The organism is Phascolarctobacterium faecium DSM 14760 (assembly GCF_003269275.1).
GTDB lineage: Bacteria > Bacillota > Negativicutes > Acidaminococcales > Acidaminococcaceae > Phascolarctobacterium > Phascolarctobacterium faecium.
Genome location: NZ_QLTS01000001.1, coordinates 616045 through 635967 on the forward strand (window position 1 = coordinate 616045; position 19923 = coordinate 635967).

The 19923-nt window shown below is 39.7% G+C and carries 19 protein-coding genes; 2 read left to right on the plus strand and 17 right to left on the minus strand.

Features of this window, described 5'->3' with window-relative positions:
- Positions 1-36 precede the first annotated feature (36 nt).
- The 10 genes from fusA to C8D73_RS03070 form a co-directional block, all read right to left on the minus strand.
- Positions 37-2121 carry an elongation factor G gene (fusA, locus tag C8D73_RS03025; protein ID WP_021716906.1) on the minus strand — a complete coding sequence of 695 codons (2085 nt, stop codon included), beginning with the start codon at positions 2119-2121 and terminating at the stop codon, positions 37-39.
- A 33-nt stretch (positions 2122-2154) separates the two neighbouring features.
- Positions 2155-2625, minus strand: coding sequence for a 30S ribosomal protein S7 (gene rpsG, locus C8D73_RS03030; protein ID WP_021716907.1), 471 nt, complete (start codon positions 2623-2625; stop codon positions 2155-2157).
- A 44-nt stretch (positions 2626-2669) separates the two neighbouring features.
- Complete coding sequence (gene rpsL / locus C8D73_RS03035; protein ID WP_021716908.1) at positions 2670-3053, minus strand: 30S ribosomal protein S12; 384 nt, start codon at positions 3051-3053, stop codon at positions 2670-2672.
- 72 nt (positions 3054-3125) lie between these two features.
- Positions 3126-3377: a ribosomal L7Ae/L30e/S12e/Gadd45 family protein gene (locus tag C8D73_RS03040; protein ID WP_021716909.1), complete on the minus strand. Its 252-nt coding sequence runs from the start codon at positions 3375-3377 to the stop codon at positions 3126-3128.
- Between the two features lie 362 nt (positions 3378-3739).
- Complete coding sequence (locus C8D73_RS03045) at positions 3740-5467, minus strand: hypothetical protein (protein ID WP_113077256.1); 1728 nt, start codon at positions 5465-5467, stop codon at positions 3740-3742.
- On the minus strand, positions 5464-6369 hold the full coding sequence (locus C8D73_RS03050) for a hypothetical protein (protein WP_113077257.1): 906 nt from the start codon (positions 6367-6369) through the stop codon (positions 5464-5466). The genes C8D73_RS03045 and C8D73_RS03050 overlap by 4 nt, the downstream gene beginning before the upstream one ends.
- The gene (locus C8D73_RS03055; RefSeq protein WP_113077258.1) at positions 6329-8167 is read right to left on the minus strand and encodes a polysaccharide deacetylase family protein; all 1839 of its coding nucleotides are present in this window, start codon (positions 8165-8167) and stop codon (positions 6329-6331) included. The genes C8D73_RS03050 and C8D73_RS03055 overlap by 41 nt, the downstream gene beginning before the upstream one ends.
- Positions 8164-9186 (minus strand): LbetaH domain-containing protein, encoded by a 1023-nt coding sequence (locus C8D73_RS03060; RefSeq protein WP_021716913.1) that lies wholly within the window; start codon positions 9184-9186, stop codon positions 8164-8166. The genes C8D73_RS03055 and C8D73_RS03060 overlap by 4 nt, the downstream gene beginning before the upstream one ends.
- Complete coding sequence (locus C8D73_RS03065) at positions 9183-10472, minus strand: glycosyltransferase family 2 protein (protein WP_211305770.1); 1290 nt, start codon at positions 10470-10472, stop codon at positions 9183-9185. Before C8D73_RS03065 ends, C8D73_RS03060 begins: the two co-directional genes overlap by 4 nt.
- Positions 10460-11242, minus strand: a complete 783-nt coding sequence (locus C8D73_RS03070; protein ID WP_113077259.1) for a hypothetical protein — start codon at positions 11240-11242, stop codon at positions 10460-10462. Before C8D73_RS03070 ends, C8D73_RS03065 begins: the two co-directional genes overlap by 13 nt.
- Positions 11243-11490: 248 nt before the next feature.
- Here C8D73_RS03070 and C8D73_RS03075 point away from each other — a divergent pair, with 248 nt between their 5' ends.
- Both C8D73_RS03075 and C8D73_RS11525 read left to right on the plus strand, forming a co-directional pair.
- Positions 11491-11745, plus strand: coding sequence for a hypothetical protein (locus C8D73_RS03075; RefSeq protein WP_113077260.1), 255 nt, complete (start codon positions 11491-11493; stop codon positions 11743-11745).
- A 74-nt stretch (positions 11746-11819) separates the two neighbouring features.
- On the plus strand, positions 11820-11912 hold the full coding sequence (locus C8D73_RS11525; protein ID WP_113077261.1) for an IS3 family transposase: 93 nt from the start codon (positions 11820-11822) through the stop codon (positions 11910-11912).
- A 166-nt stretch (positions 11913-12078) separates the two neighbouring features.
- Here the strand turns inward: C8D73_RS11525 and C8D73_RS03085 are convergent, their stop codons facing one another.
- The 7 genes from C8D73_RS03085 to C8D73_RS03115 form a co-directional block, all read right to left on the minus strand.
- Positions 12079-13644: a DUF4127 family protein gene (locus tag C8D73_RS03085; protein ID WP_113077262.1), complete on the minus strand. Its 1566-nt coding sequence runs from the start codon at positions 13642-13644 to the stop codon at positions 12079-12081.
- A gap of 75 nt (positions 13645-13719) precedes the next feature.
- Complete coding sequence (locus tag C8D73_RS03090; RefSeq protein ID WP_021717053.1) at positions 13720-14481, minus strand: amino acid ABC transporter ATP-binding protein; 762 nt, start codon at positions 14479-14481, stop codon at positions 13720-13722.
- Entirely contained in the window at positions 14481-15284 is an 804-nt protein-coding gene (locus tag C8D73_RS03095; protein WP_044491505.1) for an amino acid ABC transporter permease, read from the minus strand. The genes C8D73_RS03090 and C8D73_RS03095 overlap by 1 nt, the downstream gene beginning before the upstream one ends.
- A gap of 156 nt (positions 15285-15440) precedes the next feature.
- Complete coding sequence (locus C8D73_RS03100) at positions 15441-16280, minus strand: transporter substrate-binding domain-containing protein (RefSeq protein WP_021717055.1); 840 nt, start codon at positions 16278-16280, stop codon at positions 15441-15443.
- Positions 16281-16400: 120 nt separating this feature from the next.
- Positions 16401-17912 carry an IMP dehydrogenase gene (locus tag C8D73_RS03105; RefSeq protein WP_021717056.1) on the minus strand — a complete coding sequence of 504 codons (1512 nt, stop codon included), beginning with the start codon at positions 17910-17912 and terminating at the stop codon, positions 16401-16403.
- A gap of 106 nt (positions 17913-18018) precedes the next feature.
- Positions 18019-19296, minus strand: a complete 1278-nt coding sequence (gene purD / locus C8D73_RS03110) for a phosphoribosylamine--glycine ligase (protein ID WP_021717057.1) — start codon at positions 19294-19296, stop codon at positions 18019-18021.
- A 21-nt stretch (positions 19297-19317) separates the two neighbouring features.
- Positions 19318-19917, minus strand: coding sequence for an mGS-like domain protein (locus C8D73_RS03115; RefSeq protein ID WP_021717058.1), 600 nt, complete (start codon positions 19915-19917; stop codon positions 19318-19320).
- Positions 19918-19923 lie beyond the last annotated feature (6 nt).

The following is a 19923-nucleotide window of genomic DNA, read 5'->3' on the forward strand; positions in this document are numbered from 1 at the left end:
TTATTTTTCCTCCCTTAAATTAGGTTTTACTTTATATTAGGCTTGAGTGCCTTTGTTTTTGGCAATGATAGCCTCGGCAATGTTTCTCGGTACATCTTCGTAATGGTCAACTTCCATAGAGTAGTTGCCTCGGCCTTGAGTTTTAGAACGCAGGTCGGTAGCATAACCAAACATTTCGGAAAGCGGAACAAATGCGTTGATAACTTGAGCGCCATTGCGAGCTTCCATACCTTCGATACGACCACGGCGAGAGTTCAAATCGCCGATAACATCGCCCATGTAGTCCTCAGGAACAGTAACTTCTACTTTCATATAAGGTTCAAGGATAACCGGGTCGGCTTTAGTAGCGCCAGAACGGAAGCCCATAGAACCTGCAATTTTGAAGGCCATTTCAGAAGAATCGACTTCATGGTAAGAACCATCATAAACGGTAACTTTGATATCAACCATTGGGTAACCGGCAACTACGCCGTTTTCCATAGCTTCCTTAACACCGTTTTCGATCGGTCCGATGTATTCTTTCGGAATAGCACCGCCAACAACTTTGTTCTCAAACAAGAAGCCTTCACCTGCTTCACGAGGTGAAATTTCCAACCAGCAGTGACCATATTGGCCTTTACCACCGGACTGACGTACAAATTTACCTTCGGACTTAACAGATTTGCGGATAGTTTCACGATAAGCAACCTGCGGATTACCAACAGTACAGCCTACTTTGAATTCACGCAGCAAACGGTCAACAATAATGTCCAAATGCAACTCGCCCATGCCAGAAATGATGGTTTGTGCTGTTTCCGGATCAGTATGAACACGGAAAGTCGGATCTTCTTCTGCCAGTTTTTGAAGGGCAATGCCCATCTTTTCCTGGTCAGCTTTAGTTTTAGGTTCAACCGCAACGGAGATTACCGGATCAGGGAATACCATGGATTCCAGAATGATCGGAGCTTTTTCGTCGCAGAGAGTATCGCCGGTAGTGGTATCTTTCAAACCTACTGCTGCTGCAATATCACCGGAATAAACCATGTCGATTTCTTCACGATGGTTGGCATGCATTTGCAGGATACGGCCAATACGCTCTCTCTTACCTTTGGTAGAGTTGTAAACGTAAGAACCGGAGCCGAGAGTACCGGAGTACACACGGAAGAAAGCAAGTTTACCAACAAACGGGTCAGTCATAATTTTGAAAGCCAGTGCAGAGAACGGCTCGCTGTCGCACGACGGACGTTCGTCTTCTTCGCCGGTTTCAGGATTTACGCCTTTGATATGAGGAATATCAGTAGGAGCAGGCATGAACGCTACAACAGCATCCAGCAAAGGCTGTACGCCTTTGTTTTTGTAAGAAGAACCGCAGCAGACAGGAGTCATTTTGCAAGCAATAGTTTGTTTGCGGATACCAGCCATAACTTCTTCTTCCGTCAGCTCTTCGCCTTCCAGATATTTCATCATCAGCTCGTCATCGCTTTCAGCTACAGCTTCCATTAAAGCTTGACGGTATTCGTTGGCTTTTTCAACCATATCGGCCGGAATATCAACAAATTCTTCTTCTTTACCCAGAGCGTCGCTGTAAACGATAGCTTTCATTTTGATCAGATCGACCATACCCTGGAAGGTATCTTCGAAACCAATCGGTAATTGGATAGGTACAGCATTGGCATTCAAACGATCTTTCATCATTTGTACTACATTGTAGAAGTCAGCGCCGGTAATATCCATTTTATTTACATATGCCATACGCGGTACGCCATATTTGTCAGCCTGACGCCATACTGTTTCAGACTGAGGTTCAACGCCGCCTTTAGCGCAGAATACTGCAACAGAACCATCAAGTACACGCAGAGAACGTTCAACTTCTACAGTGAAGTCAACGTGACCTGGCGTATCAATGATGTTGATGCGGTGTCCATCCCATTGACAGGTGGTAGCAGCAGAAGTAATAGTAATACCACGTTCCTGCTCTTGAACCATCCAGTCCATGGTAGCGCCGCCATCATGGGTCTCACCGATTTTATGAACCCTACCGGTGTAGAACAGAATACGTTCAGTCGTAGTAGTTTTACCAGCATCAATATGAGCCATGATGCCGATGTTTCTTGTTTTTTCAAGCGGAAATTGTCTGCCCACTTTTTTATCCTCCTCGTTATAGGGATCGGGCCATTACCAGCGGTAATGTGCAAACGCTTTGTTTGCTTCAGCCATCTTGTGGGTATCTTCGCGTTTTTTCACAGCAGCGCCGGTAGCGTTTGCTGCGTCCATGATCTCACCAGCAACACGTTCGCACATGGTTCTTTCACCACGCAAACGGGAGTAGTTGACCAGCCAGCGAATACCAAGGGTGGTCTTACGGTCTGCACGGACTTCAACCGGAACCTGGTAGTTAGCACCACCAACGCGGCGAGCACGTACTTCTAAAAGCGGCATAACGTTTTTCATAGCTGCATCGAATACTTCGAGAGGATCCTTACCAGTTTTAGCACGAACCAGATCGAAAGCATCATATACAATGCGTTCAGCAACGCCTTTTTTACCGTCAAGCATAATCTTATTAATAAATCTTGTCAAAAGTTTTGAACCGTATACAGGATCCGGCAAAACGTCTCTTTTTGTTACAGGGCCTTTTCTCGGCATGTGTTTCCCTCCTTATGGATTATCAATTCGTTGTGTAGACTTGATTACTTTTTAGCTGCTTTAGCACGTTTAGCACCGTATTTAGAACGGGCTTGATTGCGGTTAGCAACGCCTGCAGTGTCAAGTGCACCACGAATGATATGGTAACGCACACCAGGAAGATCTTTAACTCTTCCGCCTCTAATCAGGACAACGCTATGTTCCTGCAGATTGTGGCCGATACCAGGGATGTAAGCAGTAACTTCGATACCGTTAGTCAAACGTACACGAGCTACTTTACGAAGAGCAGAGTTAGGCTTTTTAGGGGTTGTAGTGTAAACCCTAGTGCAAACTCCACGTTTTTGCGGGCATTCTTTCAATGCCGGGGCAGTGGATTTTACAGTCAAAACTTCTCTGCCTTTGCGAACCAATTGATTAATTGTAGGCATATCGGCACCTCCTTCCGAATAAATAGATTTTAATGATTATAAAAATCCTTCAGCAAAGCTTCCAGATCCCTATCAACCTTTGAGTATCGCGGCTGTCGCTGCACCGACATGGATTCCGCAGGCTTTACCAAGTTCTTGCATTGTCGCTACTTTTTCTACATTCACCCGAGCTTCAGCGCAGGCATCAAGCAGTGGCTGCACAACCCGGACATCTGCGTCATCAGCTATATAAACCGTCTTTGCAGTGCCTTTTTGAATCGCTTTAGCGGTTTGCTTGTTCCCGACAACTCGCTTCGTTGCTTGCTTTAACAACTCTACTGTCATCACAAACCCTCCTTGTAAAAGCGCATAGCTATCCCGAGATACTTACATATTGTAACACTGCCACTTGGCTGTGTCAATACTTTTTCTTGATTTTTTTACAAGCGCAAACCCGCATTAAACCGTGTTTTTTGTATTACACGGACCCTAGCGTTTCTTTTGCGTAACTTTGTAATATGTTTTACATGTTTTCTTTTGTTTTTGTAAACTTTTATTGTAACTATTTACGCTTTCGGCGGATATTTTTCATCTAATATTTCCTGGTTTTTCTAAAATTTTATTACCCACTACCAAAAGAAAACGAAAAACCTCAAATTTTTTCAAATTTGAGGTTAATTTAAGTATTTATTAGCGTTCTATACCACTCACATATACTTCAAATAACTTAAATACACATTAAAACCACGATAGTTATTATCACTGCTAGTACCAGTTACAGCGCCATCCTTCATTCTGAACGTTTCAATGTCCAACGACAGTTTCTCTGAGCGCTCTTTAAAATATTGATCAAAACCAATCCCGAAAGTCGTCTTTCTGCGTTGATTAGTTGAAATATTCGTCAACGGATCATAGTTTTCACCGCTGCTATTTAGCCAATCTACCAACAAACGTATCCGTCTGTTATCTGGGATATCCTTTGACCACTGCAATCCATAATTCCTGCCACGTCTAGTTTCGTTCATTCGATCAAAAGTAGCGTAACGCAAAGGATCTTCTTGAGTATGCCAATAGTACGCAGTAAAAAACTGAGTATTATCAGGCGCATAATTGAAGGTCAACTCCGGCTTAAATTGATGGCCAGAAGTATATTCCAAAGTATTTTCTCGGGTTCTTTCATAAGAAGTATGGGAAAGCCCTGCTAAAAATTGAAATTTTTTGTTCAAGTGTTGCCAACGCATTTCCTTAACCCAAGCATTTCCCGGTTCTACCCACATACTGGGCGTGAGGTCGTATCTACCTCCTAAAGTGTAATAAGTTCCGAAAATAAAGGTGTTTTTATCGTCACGATTATAATAATACCAAATAGCCGGTGTAAAATTTAATCCTTCTCCAAAACGTGCTTTCTCAACCAGATCTTCATCCATAACAGGATCAAATTCATGCAACGCATCTTTACCTGTTGGCAGATTTACCGCTAAAGAAAAAACCATTACATCATTCTTTTTAGCTTTTTTATGAAACGCAACATTTAATGTAGTATCAGTCAGACAATTTACCTTACCATTATCATTGCTCCTATTATCAGAGCTGATAAATCCGGTTGCTAACCCATACTCCCAAGGCCTGGCCACAATATTATAATAGAAAGGCTGATAAAATTGATGTCCTTTATTTCCTTTATCATCACGCCAAGAATAATATTTGCTTTCTGTACCAAAACTGCTGCTCTTACGATCAGCTATGTCATAACCACGCTCATACTCTTTTAATAAATTCTGCACATACTCCAAATCATGTTTCAGCACTTCTAATCGGGCCTCTTTATCAGCTTCTTCCAACGCAGGGTCTTCCGCTATATTTTCATTATTCATTTTTAATATTAAAGCGTCTATCGTCTGGTTAAGAGCCACTATCGTAGTATCTAAATCATTAAGCTCACTACTCAGCAGTTCTTCTTTATGGACCAACCCTTCATATATACCGTCATTATAAATTATATCTTGGTAGGCAAAATAACCTTTGCGGCCTTCCCCATAAACTTCAACGATTTTATTCAACTCATAATTTTTGCTTTCGATGTCCGTTTTCCGTTGTTGTATCTCCTGTAACCTGTTCTCTTTTCTATTATGCTCAAAGTTTGCATTGGCCAACTGTTTACGCAAACTATGCAGTTGCTGCCTCAAAGTGTTATTATAAACCTCTACTTCCACGTCAGTATTTTCTAGCGCAGCTATTTCCTGCTCTATTTTTTCAACGCCTGCTTTTGTTTCTGCGGTCGCAAAGGCTTTCTTCTGCTGCTCCTGTGCCGAATACTGAAGCATATCTGCAACATCTCTAACATTACTTGGCAACGTTACACCAGCCCAGCAAACATTAGCCGCAATAAGTCCGCAAAAAGCAGTTGAAGTCGAAACTATTAACTTATTTTTCATTTCGCATCCATCCCCATCTTCTTTTTTACTAATCTGCAAAAAACAGCTTGTTCTGAAGGTAGGTTTTTCCATGTTACACTTGGATAGCGTTCTAAAAACTTATCCCAAATAACCGACTTACCATACTCGTCTAAAACATCATAATAAATCAAAAATATCTGCGCATAAGAATCAGGATAAAAAATTCCCCAATTTGATATTCTACCATCAGCTTCATCACTCCAGCTAAAATCGCCTGTTGATGTATTCAGTAAAACATTGAAAATAGCATTTTTAATATTATCGGCAATGTTTTGATAATATTCATAGTTTATTTTTTTGTCTGCCTTTTGCGCCAAATATAAAAAACTGTTAATCCCGCCATAAGCTTCACAATTATCCATCAAATATTTCACCGGGTAGTCTGGCATAGCAATAGTTAGTCCATCCACTTGCTGCAAATAGGAAATTGTGTATGCCATATCTTCTATTTGTTGCCAGTATTTCTTAATCAAACTTATATCACCAGTCTGCTCACAGTATTTGTTCAACAATACTAAAAACAACCCCGAATAACCATCTATCGAATCATATTGTGGTAAGACTTTCTCCTTATCTCCATACAAAATAACATCATAAATAGTTCCGCTCATACCATTTTTATCATTATTATTAATACGTTTCAGATACCATTCCAAAAAAGCTTTTACATCCTTTCGATGATCAGTATTATCTAAATCATCTAAGGCATATAGGCCAACCTCATAAGGAGTTATAAACACTTCATATGGCATCGTTCTATAACGCGAAGCAATAATTCTGACAGGATGGTTACTGTTATCATATGCAAATGCAACATTTAAACCTGATAGAACAAATACGCTACATACGAGCAAAATGTATTTCCAATTCTTTCTTATCATAATTTTTTACCGTTAGATAATAATAGTTATTATCTTCCTCCAGCTTAAGATAGGGGCTCTTTTCGACACTCAATCCTTTTTTAGGCACCGCTATTGTTATATCTTCCAGTCCATCAGGATTACTCAGGGCAACTGTTAACCCAGTATCATTTTTAAAGGAGTATTTCGTTTTCAGCATCTTTTGCAAAAATCTGGCAGCATCAGTCATCGTCATAACAGCAACCGAACCTTTTTGCTCTTCCTCATCCAGATAATCTAAAAACTCAAAAAAAGTTTCTTCATAGACATCTAAATCATAAGGATGCGAATAAAATAATCGTAAGGTTCTATTATTACGCCCGTAGTCAGGAATAGATTTTAACCATGTTAATACTTTTTCATTATCATAGTGTCCCAACTCATGCATCTCACCCAGTGAGGCATAAAGGCCTGACGGGACAATCGGAAAGGCCAAAACCTTCTCTGATACCATCTCGCCATTATAGAAAGTTCTATTAATACTGCTACCAGAATCTCCTGTATAATAATAAACTTCTACGCCCATACTATCCAAAGCTTTAGTGTTATAAGGCTGAGGAAAAACTCCAATAGGTGCTGAATACTCAGTCACCTTCTTTTTGGTAACGCTCTCTATAGCTTCATTGTTCATACTTATGTATTTATCAATATCAGCATCATGCAAGCGCCCCGCTTCAACGCCATATCCATACCAGTTATGGGCCCAGCCGCCATGTGATCCGATCCGCCCATATGGAATAAGCTGCAATGCTATATCTCTGCCCGGATATTCTGTTACCATAAACCCCATTTCATCCCCAGGATTATCTCTGAAATCACCGGCAGTAATATGAAATGACATCGGAATATTCTTTCTTAGCAACCCCTCTCTGATCATTCTTGGCAAGAAAAACCATTCTACGTTAGAGTCGATATGCCAATTTATAACAATACCACCTTTACCATCCGGAACATTAAGTACATGTGGAACTTTAGCAAAATTAAACAAGACAGTTCTAAGAACAGCTCGCAACGGCAAATCATCAGCATCAATCTTCATAGCCCCCAAAGGTAAATTGACATAAAACAAACTTCCCTTTCCTATATTACGTTTAACTATACCTGGTATTTTGCGGCCATCCTCAACTACTGCCCATGCGTATATATCTTCATCACGAAGCGCATGCTGCACTTCAATATTGCGCATAGAATATGATAACTTTCCATAATGATAACCACTCAAAGTAACTCCATCAACGGTTTTTCCCAAAGGAATTTGAAAAAAATCGCGTTTCTCTTCTGTCAGAAACTCCAGATAACCATGATGGAATGCCTGCCGCCTATCTTCTTTAAAAGTGGAATAATTAAAACCAAGTAGACTGCTAAAAACAGCATTTCCCAAATGCTTTTCTCTTTTATTAAGGCTTCCAGCATCATACACAATTAAGCTGTAACCACCTTGTTCCAAGTAGTCATGCAACCACATTGCAATTTCTTGCGGCAGATTCTCAGCGACCCTGTCTGGAAAAATAACAGCTGGGCTATTTTTTAAAATTTCAGCAGGTTGTAAATGCTGCAAGTTGTACACATCAATTATTCTATAGGCGACGCCTTCTTCCTGCAGCACACTTTCATAGCCTTTTAATACCTTACTATCGGTTTTGACGATATTACTATTTACCGCCAGGATTACTGTTATTTCTTTATCCTGTTCTATATCTTTTTCATTATTATAAGCATAAAAAGAATAAACTGAAATTGCTAAAAATATTATTAGAACAAACACATAAATCTTTTTCATATAGTTTTTCCAACTCCCTCAGTAAGGACAAACCCATGTATCACGATCCCTCTTCCAAACACAATATTTTTTCTTACTATTACAGACTTAATTTTTCCTTTTTCACCCAACACTACATTGTTCCCTACCTTCAGACATCCCTGCACAAAAACCGTGCCAGTTATTCGGCAGCAGTTTCCTATTACAAGATCCCTTTCGCAAAATACGTTACCCCAAATTTTTACATTCTCTTCTAAACACATATTTTTATATGCTTTTACACTTCCAATAATCGTTGCTGAATTGTGGACGACGAATTTTTTATGTGTAACAATATTATTAATAAAAACTGAATTTTCCCTTATTTTTTCTATATCATAATCTACATCATTGTACTCAGGATATTTTTGTAGCTCACTGCTATCATAATCTTTAACAAATTCTTCAGTTCCTCCAATTTCAATGCTTGGGGCAAATAATCGTTTAAAAATACAGTTATTTCCTTTTAACACCAATTTAGTTTCGCTGCTTGCACTTATACCAAGGTCACAATTACTCTCTACTACAAGGCACCCCTTTGTATCAATCCAACGAATAATTTTTACACCTTGATGAAGATAACCATCAGAATCAATCGCAACAGCCCGTAATTCGCACATTTCTCCTGCTTCTAATTTTTTAAATGCATAAATTTCTTTTGAAGATGTCGATTTAGGCGGTAAAATGATATCTTCAGAAAAAATTGTGATCCTATCTTCAACAAAAGCTTGCGGCTTATCTGCTTGTCCTAATATTATCAGTTCTTTTTTAGATAAATCTATTTCTAAAGTCTGCCCTGCTGATAATTCCCTGATCTGTCCTAAAAAAGGTTCCAACAAATTTCTAAAGGACAAACCAAAATAACGCGGATCTTTAACATAATCTTTTTTTATATAAAGATTATCGTTATCCTGTCCTCGTTTCATTTCTTTATATCCAGGCCAGAAAGGATATACTATCATTATTAAAAATAACAAGCAGCAAAAAATTACAAGCATCATGTAAATCCACCCGGTTTTTCTTTTCTAAAACGTTCTGTCTTTTGCCATTTAGCCTCGCGCCTAGTCAAAACATCTACTAACGCATTAAAAAATCCTTTAGTTATAAACCAGAGATAAAAATAAAAATTAAAAGCCAGATAAGGTAGCAATAATATTCTCTCTCTAGATCCGTCAATAACATTTGCAGTCCCGACCTGGTAAAATGGTGCAAAATTTCCAAATGTATTATAAGCGCCTAAAAACAACAATACCCACCATCCCTCTAAAATATCCATCTCATCTAAAAAGAATAGTAAAATAGAGTCAATTAATCCAAAAAATAGAATGACTGGCATCATATAAATGAATAACAAAAACATTCCATCAAGTTTTTGCCAAAAACTTAAATACTTGCTTTTTACCAGTTTCCATACATAGCGAAACATTACTTCATTATGTCCACGCGACCATCTGGCGATCTGACGGGCTCTTATATGCCACGCTTCAGGAGCCTCTTCATAACATTCAGCACTATTAGCATACAATACTTTCCAGCCAGAGCAAAAAAGCCTGTATGTAAGCTCCGTATCCTCTGCTAAGATCTTTGTATTGAAACCGTCAGTACCCATCATTAAATCTTTTCGATAGCCCCCTACAGTTCCTCCATACTGAGGGATAAGATTTAAGTTGTAACGAGCCTGCTGATCAACCTGATAACCGCCGGAACGTTCTAAATCCAGCAATCTGGTTAAAAAATTGGCTTTCGTGTTCACAGGCACAACCCGCCCCATAACGGCACCTACTTCTGGGTCAAGAAAAGCCGTCGATAAATTTTCCAATAAGCCTTTCCCCGGTAAATAATCAGCATCAAAAACAACTATGATCTCCCCCTGTGCCATTTCCATTGCTCGATTTAAGGCTGCAGGTTTTCCTCTTTCTCCACTGTTACGGTGTAAAGGATGAATATTCCCATAACGAACTGCATAATCTTCTAGTATTTCTTTCGTCCCATCCTCCGAAAAATCATTGATTGGGATAACTTCAAATTTCTCTACTGGATAATTACTTTCTAAAAGCGCATCTAAAACACCATGCGCGACTTTTTCTTCATTATGCATTGGTATCAATACTGTTATAAATGGAAGATCAGAATCAATAATATCCTGATAATACAGCTTTTGTTCACAATACATTCTATTAAAGGTAAAAATAAAATGACGGATGGCGAATAAAATCATTACGATGACAGTAAAGATGAAATAAAATTTTAAAAAAGCGATCACATACGGAGTCATTACCATCGCCATACCCCCTTATTACGTTTTAATTTATCTGCGGTACTGCTGGCAAGAAAACTATAAATGCAAACTAAATACAAAAAATCTATAAATGGTCCGAAAGAAAAGAACAGCGACGCCATATACATAAGTGATACTTTAGATAAAATGAACATAAAAGTGATATAACGAACAATGCCAAAGATAAAAGAATAAACAGCACAAAAAGCAATTGTTATCCAAGACTTAACAAAGTTTATCGGCAGCATGCAAACCGCAATACCAATAATAATCGGCACAAAGAAGTAAATTCCTACCTGCTGCTTAATATAAAGGCTCGAATACTCGGTTGCATCATACGGGAAATACTCGGGTATAAACGTAAAAAAGATAGCAGAACAAACATGTACCCACAAACTGATCGACAAAAAAATAGTCAAAGGCCTTGTTTTAACTACTGAAGACAGTAAAAACAAAGAAATCAAGGTTATAAGCAAATTCAGCCAAATAAATACTATCGATGGAAACCGACCAGGCAAGGAAAGATAATATACTGGCCCAAACCACTTTAAAAAATCAGAACTTTCTATTGCTAGTACATTTTCATGGAATATAGGGCTCAGAACTTTCATTGTGAACTGTGATATAAATAAAGTAATTTGAGGATAATAAAATAATACTAATAAACATAGCGGTATTATACTAAGAAAAACACCTAAGAATACATTTATTTTATCCATTTCAATATATCTATATGTTCTGCTATATTGTATTTGTTTTTTCAGTATTTCTTTTTTCATATTTTATTCCTTTTGTTATTTCCAAATTATTATTTGTATTAATTTAAATTCTTTTATTTTATTATATATCAATACCCCCCACTACGCAATAGTATTCATGCTGTGCACAATTATTATACTAACGCATAATATGTTTTTTTATGATCAACACAAATAAGCCCTGCAAACAAAATTGGGGAAATCCCCCGAAAACTGACAGTAAAAACACCTCTTGCTGTAGAAAAGAAACTACAGCAAGAGGTGTTGTCATGTCCGGGAAATATACAAAAGTTGAAAATCCTAGTGAAGAAATACTTACTTATATTACCACAGCCAAAGATATGATATATGTGTACGCCGTCGTTGACCTGTGCGGAAAAATAGTATTATTCTATCACATTGGCAATAATATGATGATTTCGCTGATAACATATAGCATCTGGGAAGCAAGCCAAAAAGAAACAGCCGCTAATGGACTTAACCTCCACAGCGACCAGAGGTCGCAATACACCTTACAAGAATAAATTCAATAATACAACATTCATACGTCAATCTCCAGACCTGGATTCCTGTATGACAATGCAGCAATGGAAAATTTTTGGGGACACTGAAAACAGAGTGCCTACATCACATGAAATTTACCTGTCGGATAGAAGTGGAGCAAGTGATGATCGAATATGTCCAGTTTTAGAATTTTGAGCATATAAATATGAAAAACGGCCTCACTCTGTATAAAATCCGGAGCAAGGCCGCATAATTTATCACTGTTATTCTACGACAAGTGGCTTTTTTTATTTGTCTGTTAACACGGTAACAGTCTACCAGTTCAGTATTGTCGATGAGTTTTATTATTTATATTATTTTTTGCTTACTTCCACTTCAAACATCCGCTTCCACGGTAAAGTGAAATTATAACTGCTTACTTTAGCGCCCAAAACAGGTTCCGCTATCTCTAAAATATCTTTAGTAATAACGGCTTCGGCCTCTTGCACCTGCTGCGTATTAAGTCCACTATTAGGCCAGTAATTAGGCCAAATTAATTCTACATAAGTTTTATTACGCACATTAGCCTGATAAGCCCAATCATCGAGATATCTTATTTCCAGCAAAGATTGAAGATCAGCCGTATCCATACTTTTTGACAGTAATCCTTGCCCCAAAGCAAATCCCAAAGTATTTCCAGCAGTATTCCAACCACCGTAAGCAGCAAGCTTTTCTGCCACTTCTTCTTCAAACAGTTTTCTGACCAAGGCGTTGTCTGCACCGTTTCCATAAGCAATATCAGCAACTGCAACTGCTTTTCCCTGCTTTAAATACCTCTTGACATCAGCAACAAATTTCTCTGTATGTTCCGTTATTGTACCTGTATTTTTCGGGTTAGAAGCTTCTACTGTTACCCCATCAAAAGGAGTATTAACAGCTAATACCAAATCCGCACGTGCTAAATTAGCAGTAGGCCAGCCGCCAGCAGCATGTATATGTTCTGCGGCACTGAATGCTATTTCATCATCTTCATAAGCAGGTATAGTCTCTCCGCCTTTTCCTTCGGCGAAATCTACATAAACCATCGGAATTTCATAACTTACCCTGCTGGCAGCACGGCTTAATAAAAGCAAACCCAGCTGATCAGCCCCAGAGAAAAAACGAATTTTCTCTTTAGGAAGTTCCCTTACAAGAATATCCATTTTACGTGCTTCTTTATGAGCCTGTGAGTATGGCGCAGTATCATCACGCCCAATCAAGAGATAGTCAAAATTGCCACTTTCCACACCATGCAGTAAAAGCTCTGTAGTAGCTATATTCAAACTGCGTCGCCGTGCTCTGTCTTCTTGAACAGCCTGGGGTATTTCTACTTTCAAACCACTCAGTTCTTTACGTTCTTTTCTGCTTATTTCTTTTAAATCCAGTTTATCTTCCAACACACCCATTCTAAAAAGCTTTGGTCCCCATTCGGCATAATAGGCAGGTTCAACAGGAGCACTGCTGGCTTTGGGAGAACGCATTATCGTCGTAAATACATAAACCAAAGGATCTCCGCCCAAAGACTTCAAATTTAATAACCTCTCAGCCCGCGACGTTAAAATATCCTGAGGCAGTTGATGTGTCCTTGAATCAACCAGCCCGCCATAGATCAGAGCATCAGAAGAAATAACGATCGCGTTGGCGGTTGCCGAACGTGCAGCCAGCCATTCATATAACTTATCAGGATTACCGCTATGATCATTGCCGGCGATATACTCCAAAGGCGGCGTTTCCACATTCCATCCAGCTGCTTTCATGGTTTCTACTGCATAGTCCAAACAAACCGGCCTGTTGTCCAGCGGAACAAACAAGAGAGTATTCCTTCCCATACTTGCTTCTGTAACTGAAAATGGTAAAAAGTATATTACCAATAATGTTAAAATAAAATAAATTTTTTTCATACAGATAATCCTTCCCAAACTTTTTCAATAAAAAATCCCTCCCATGTAATTTCTACACAGAAGGGCTTTTTCCTGCTAACAACGTGTTAAACTGAACCGACTCAGGAAATCCTTAGTACGCTGATTCTGAGGTGCAGTAAAAATAACATTTGGGCTGCCGTCTTCAGCAATCACACCCTGATCGATAAAAATAACTCGGCTGGAAACATCGCGGGCAAATGCCATTTCATGTGTAACGATAACCATCGTCAACCCTTCTTCCGCCAGTTCCCGCATAACTGCTAAAACTTCGCCAACCATCTCAGGATCAAGAGCAGAAGTTGGTTCATCCATCAACAATATTTCCGGCTCCAAAGCCAAAGCTCTGGCAATAGCCACACGCTGCTTCTGACCTCCGGAAAGCTGATGCGGCTTTGCATTGATATAGCTTGCCATACCAACATGTTCCAGATATTTCATGGCAATTGCTTTTGCTTCTTCAGACTTTTTCCCCAGTACCTTAACCTGACCTACAACACAATTTTCCAAAACAGTCATATTGTTAAACAAATTAAACTGTTGAAAAACCATGCCTACTTTAGTACGGTATAAGGGAAGATTCTTAAAACATTCCAAAACATTTTCACCGCGGTAGCTGATAACTCCGTCAGTTGGTTGTTCCAAATAATTGACGCAACGGATTAATGTTGATTTACCACTGCCTGAAGGTCCAATAACACAAACTACATCACCCTTGTGCACATCAAAATCAATACCTTTTAATATCTCACGTTCTCCAAAATTCTTTTTCAACCCTTGGACGGATAATAACAATTCTTTACTTTGTTCAGCAGTCATTAATAATTACCGTCCTTTCTCTTTTTACCGGCCACATTAACAGGAAAATGACCACATGGATCCTGCATGGGATCAAAAGACACCAGTTGATAATCCTTAGGTCCATCCATTTTCCCTTCCCACCAGCGCAAAAGTCTTGAAGCGGTAAAAGTCATAATAAAATAAATAACGCAGGTAATGAAAAATATTTCAAAGTACCTGTAATATACGCCTGCTGCCGATTTTGAAGCAAAATACAGCTCTGTGACAGAAATTACATTCAAAACCGATGTATCCTTAATATTGATGATCAGATTATTACCGATCTGAGGCATGATATTACGCAGGGCCTGCGGCAGAATTACACAGCGCATCGTCTGAAAATGATCCATGCCGATAGCCACAGCAGCTTCGCGCTGACCCGGATCGATCGATTCAATACCGCCGCGTACAGTTTCCGCCATATATGCGCCCGTATTGATAGACACAACTAAAAAACCGGCAAACATTGGTGACATATCAATGTTAAACATACTCATAGCACCATAATATACTACCATAGCCTGTACGATCATCGGCGTACCTCGGAAAAGTTCTACATAAGCATTCAAGACCAATTGAGTCACTTTTACAAGAGCCTTTTTGGCAGCACTTGCCTTTGGATCCTCGGGAATAGTCTGGATAATACCTACAACAAGACCGATTACGCAACCGATCAGAGTGCCGACAATAGCCAAAAGTAAGGTCACACAAGCGCCTTTTAACAGAACATCACCATATTGATGCAGTAAAAAAGTCACCCATCCAAAAAATGACTCAGGCATTGTTGTCATAAGTTCCTCCACCTAACATAATTAATTGATAAAACACTGTTATTTATTATAGCACAGATATCCCTTAATTCGCAAAAGAATAATACGGTAAAAAAGGAAAATAAGGGACGGCATAATTGCCGTCCCTTTAGGCATAACCGGTAACTATTATTGAGCTAAAGGTTGTTTTTTAATAGCTTCGTCCATCATTTTATCAAAATCAGCAGCAGTCATTTTTTCCAAAACAGCATCCATTGCCTTAACAAGCTCTGTATTGCCTTTTTTCACAGCGATACCAATTTCAACATCTTCACGAGAAGTTTTGAAGCCTTTTCCTTCTTCAAAGTTCAAGACAGTCAATTCCGGATTAGCAAAAGCGGCAGCTTTTGCAGTAGGGATATCAGTAACGATCAGATTGCATTTTCCGGAAGTCAATGCAACAATCATACCAGGTACCGTATCAATAGCCGGCAATTTTTTTACATCGGGAACTTGATCAATCTGGTCATACCAGATTGTATTAAGCTGAGAAGTTGCTACGGAACCTTTTAAATCAGCGACGCTTTGAGCCTTAGCCTGCTCGGAATCTTTTTTTACCAGAGCAACTACCGTTGCATAGTAATATGGTTTTGTAAAATCTACAGTTTCTTTACGTTTAGAGGTAATAGACATGCCTGCAATAGCGGCGTCAATCTTACCGCTGACAACTGCTGGAGCCAGACCATCCCATTCGATTTTATGGATTTCCAGATCAGCACCCATAGAATCAGCCAGCTTCTTAGCCATCATTACGTCGTAACCATAAGCATACTCATTGCTGCCTGCAATTTTTACAGCACCGCCGTCAGCTTTGGTCTGAGACCAGTTGTAAGGAGCATAAGCGCATTCCATACCAACCTTCAATACTTTTTTGTCAGATTTTTTCTCTCCGCCGCAACCAGCAGTAAAAGCAACTGCAGCCATCAGCATAGTACATACAGCAGCTGTAACTAATTTTTTCAAATTCATTCTTCTAACACGCCTTTCCATCAAATAAATTATGTGTTAATTTTACAGTTCTATGCGCAAGAAGTCAATATAAATCAGCATGTATACAATGCACATAACATTTTATCAGCTTTATAGAACTTATTTCACATAGTTGTTCATATTATTATCTTTCAAAATAACGTCATGAGCACCGCCTTCAACCAGCGAAGTTGAAGAAACCAAGGTCATTTTTGCGTTTTTCTTAAGATCGTCCAAGTTAAGAGCGCCGCAGTTACACATAGTAGAACGCACCTTGCTCAAAGTAAGCGTTACATTATCTTTTAACGTACCGGCATAAGGAACATAAGAATCAACACCTTCTTCAAAAGAAAGCTTAGATGCACCGCCCATATCATAACGCTGCCAGTTACGGGCACGATTCGATCCTTCACCCCAGTATTCTTTCATATAATTACCGTTGATATTTACTTTATTCGTCGGGCTCTCATCAAACCGGGCAAAATAACGGCCAAGCATTAAAAAGTCAGCACCCATTGCCAATGCCAGAGTCATATGATAATCATAAACAATACCGCCGTCAGAACAGATAGGAACATAAATTCCCGTTTCTTTATAATATTCGTCACGAGCTTTAGCAACTTCTATCAAAGCCGTTGCCTGACCGCGACCTATACCCTTTTGTTCGCGGGTAATACAGATAGAACCGCCGCCGATACCAACCTTCACAAAATCAGCACCGGCCTCGGCCAAATAGCGGAAGCCTTCTGCATCTACAACGTTGCCAGCGCCCACTTTTACTGTATCTCCATAATGCTCGCGAACCCAATCCAAAGTCAATTTCTGCCATTCAGAATAACCCTCTGAAGAATCAATGCAAAGCACATCGGCACCGGCATTAACCAAAGCCGGTACACGTTCAGCATAGTCGCGGGTATTAATGCCAGCCCCTACTACGTGACGTTTTTTACTGTCCAAAAGCTCTAAAGGATACTCTTTATGAGTAGCATAATCTTTACGGAAAACCATATACAATAAACGGCCTTCATCATCAATAATAGGCAATGTATTCAGTTTATTATCCCAAATGATATCATTTGCTTCCTGCAGCGAAGTCTCTTTGCCGCCAACAATCATTTCATTGATTGGCGTCATAAAAGTGCTGACCTTCGTATTCAAATCCATACGGCTGACACGATAATCACGACTGGTAACAATGCCTTCCAATTTGCCGTTCACAGTGCCGTCAGAAGTAACCGCTACCGTAGAATGACCTGTTTTTTCTTTCAGAGCAACGATATCTGCCAAAGTGCTGTCTGGTCGGATATTAGAATCACTGCTGACAAAACCGGCACGATGTGTTTTTACACGCGCCACCATAGCAGCTTCATTTTCAATAGTCTGGGAACCATAAATAAAGGATATACCACCCTCTTTGGAAAGCGCTATCGCCATTTTATCATCAGAAACAGACTGCATGATAGCAGAAACGAGAGGAATATTCAATGTAATCGCTGATTCTTCACCTTTTTTAAATTTTACTAAAGGAGTACGTAAATCAACGTTCGTCGGTACACATTCTTTTGAGGAATAACCAGGAACAAGCAGGTATTCACTAAAAGTATGAGCGGGTTCATCATAATAAAATGCCATTGTATTCATCTTCCTTTTCTCTAAATTTTATCTGGAGCTTGTAGGCTTTTTAAGCTGATTTAAGTTATACAAAACGTCCCAGTGCCAAAGCATTGGGACGTCATTATTATTTTTTTAATGCGCGCCAGGCAATATCCTTACGATAATGGGCATCAGCAAAGCTGATTTTTCCCGCAGCTTCATAAGCCTTATCTTTCGCCTCACGGATATTTTTCCCAACGGCTGTGACACCAAGCACACGACCGCCAGCAGTAACTATTTGGCCATCAGCACATTTAGTTCCTGCATGGAAAACAACAACGTCTTCCCTTGCAGCAGTCTCTTCCAAGCCACTGATAGGCAAGCCTTGTTTATAGCTTCCAGGGTAACCACCTGAAGCCATAACAACACATACAGCAGCTTTGTCATACCAGCCGATATCAGCCTGAGCTAAAGTACCTGTAGCGCAGCACAGCATTATTTCTGCCAAATCACCATCAAGAAGCGGCATAATAACCTGTGTTTCAGGATCTCCAAAACGGCAGTTAAATTCAACTACTTTAATGTCGTCGCCGTTAATCATCAAACCTGCATATAAACAACCCTGATACGGTCTTCCCTCTGCCTTCATTGCTGCAATAGTCGGCTTTAAAACCTTTTCCACAGCCTTCAGCCGCAGAATATCAGTCATAACAGGAGCAGGAGCATATGTTCCCATACCACCAGTATTTGGCCCTTCATCATTATCGTTTATCCTTTTATGGTCCTGTGCTGCAATCATGGAAACGATAGTATCACCGTCAGTAAACGCCAGTAAGGATGCCTCTTCGCCTTCCATAAACTCTTCTAAAACCACACGTGCGCCGGCACCGCCAAATTTAAGGTCTCCCATCATATCGTCAACAGCAGCAAATGCTTCTGCTTCAGTCATAGCAACAACTACGCCTTTACCTGCTGCCAAACCATCCGCCTTAACAACAATCGGAGCGCCTTTTTCTTTGATATAAGCCTTGGCTGTTTCTATATCCTCGCATACTTTAAAAAAAGCTGTAGGGATCCCGTATTTTTCCATCAGCTGTTTAGAAAAAGCTTTAGAACCTTCCAGCTCTGCAGCCGCCTTACTGGGCCCAAACAATGCCAGACCTCTTGCCTTAAAAACATCGGCAATACCTTCAACAAGACTTGCTTCCGGACCAACAACTGTTAAATCAATACAGTTAGCCTCAGCATAATCAGCAAGTTTTTCTAATTCCTGCAATGGTAAATCAATACATTCACATTTATCAAGCAAAGCGATACCAGGATTTCCCGGTGCCGCATAAATCGTTTCCACCTGAGGGCTTTGCGCCAACTTCCAGGCCAGAGCATGTTCACGTCCGCCGCCGCCGATTAATAATAAACGCATTATTTCATCAACCTTTTCATCTTATTTACCTTCAACCAACTGCTTGGTCAGGTATTCACAGATCATAGCATCATATTCGGAAGTATGGTTAAAGGCTTCTTTGGCCAATGTTTTGCGTGTTTTGATGTCTGCGTCCCCATACTGCTGCAGCATAGCAATCAGGCTGGTATAACGGGCTGGGTTAGTAACAATAATTACATCACGGAAATTTTTAGCAGAGGCACGCACCATTGCCGGACCGCCAATATCAATATTTTCTATCGCTTCTGCCTCTGTAACGTTTGGTTTAGCAATTGTTTCTTTAAAGGGATACAAATTGACAACCACTAGATCTATCGGTTTTATATCATGTTTTTCCAAAGCTGCCATATGCTCGGGATTACTGCGTACAGCCAAAATACCACCGTGGATCTTAGGATTCAAAGTTTTAACACGACCATCCATAATTTCAGGGAAACCAGTCACATCGCTGACATAAGTTACAGGTATTCCGGCTTCTCTGATAGCAGTCATCGTTCCGCCGGTTGAAATAATCTCTACTCCAATGTCATGTAGAAATTGGGCCAACTTCACAATACCGGTTTTATCAGATACACTCAATAACGCTCTTTTGATTCTCATTATTTA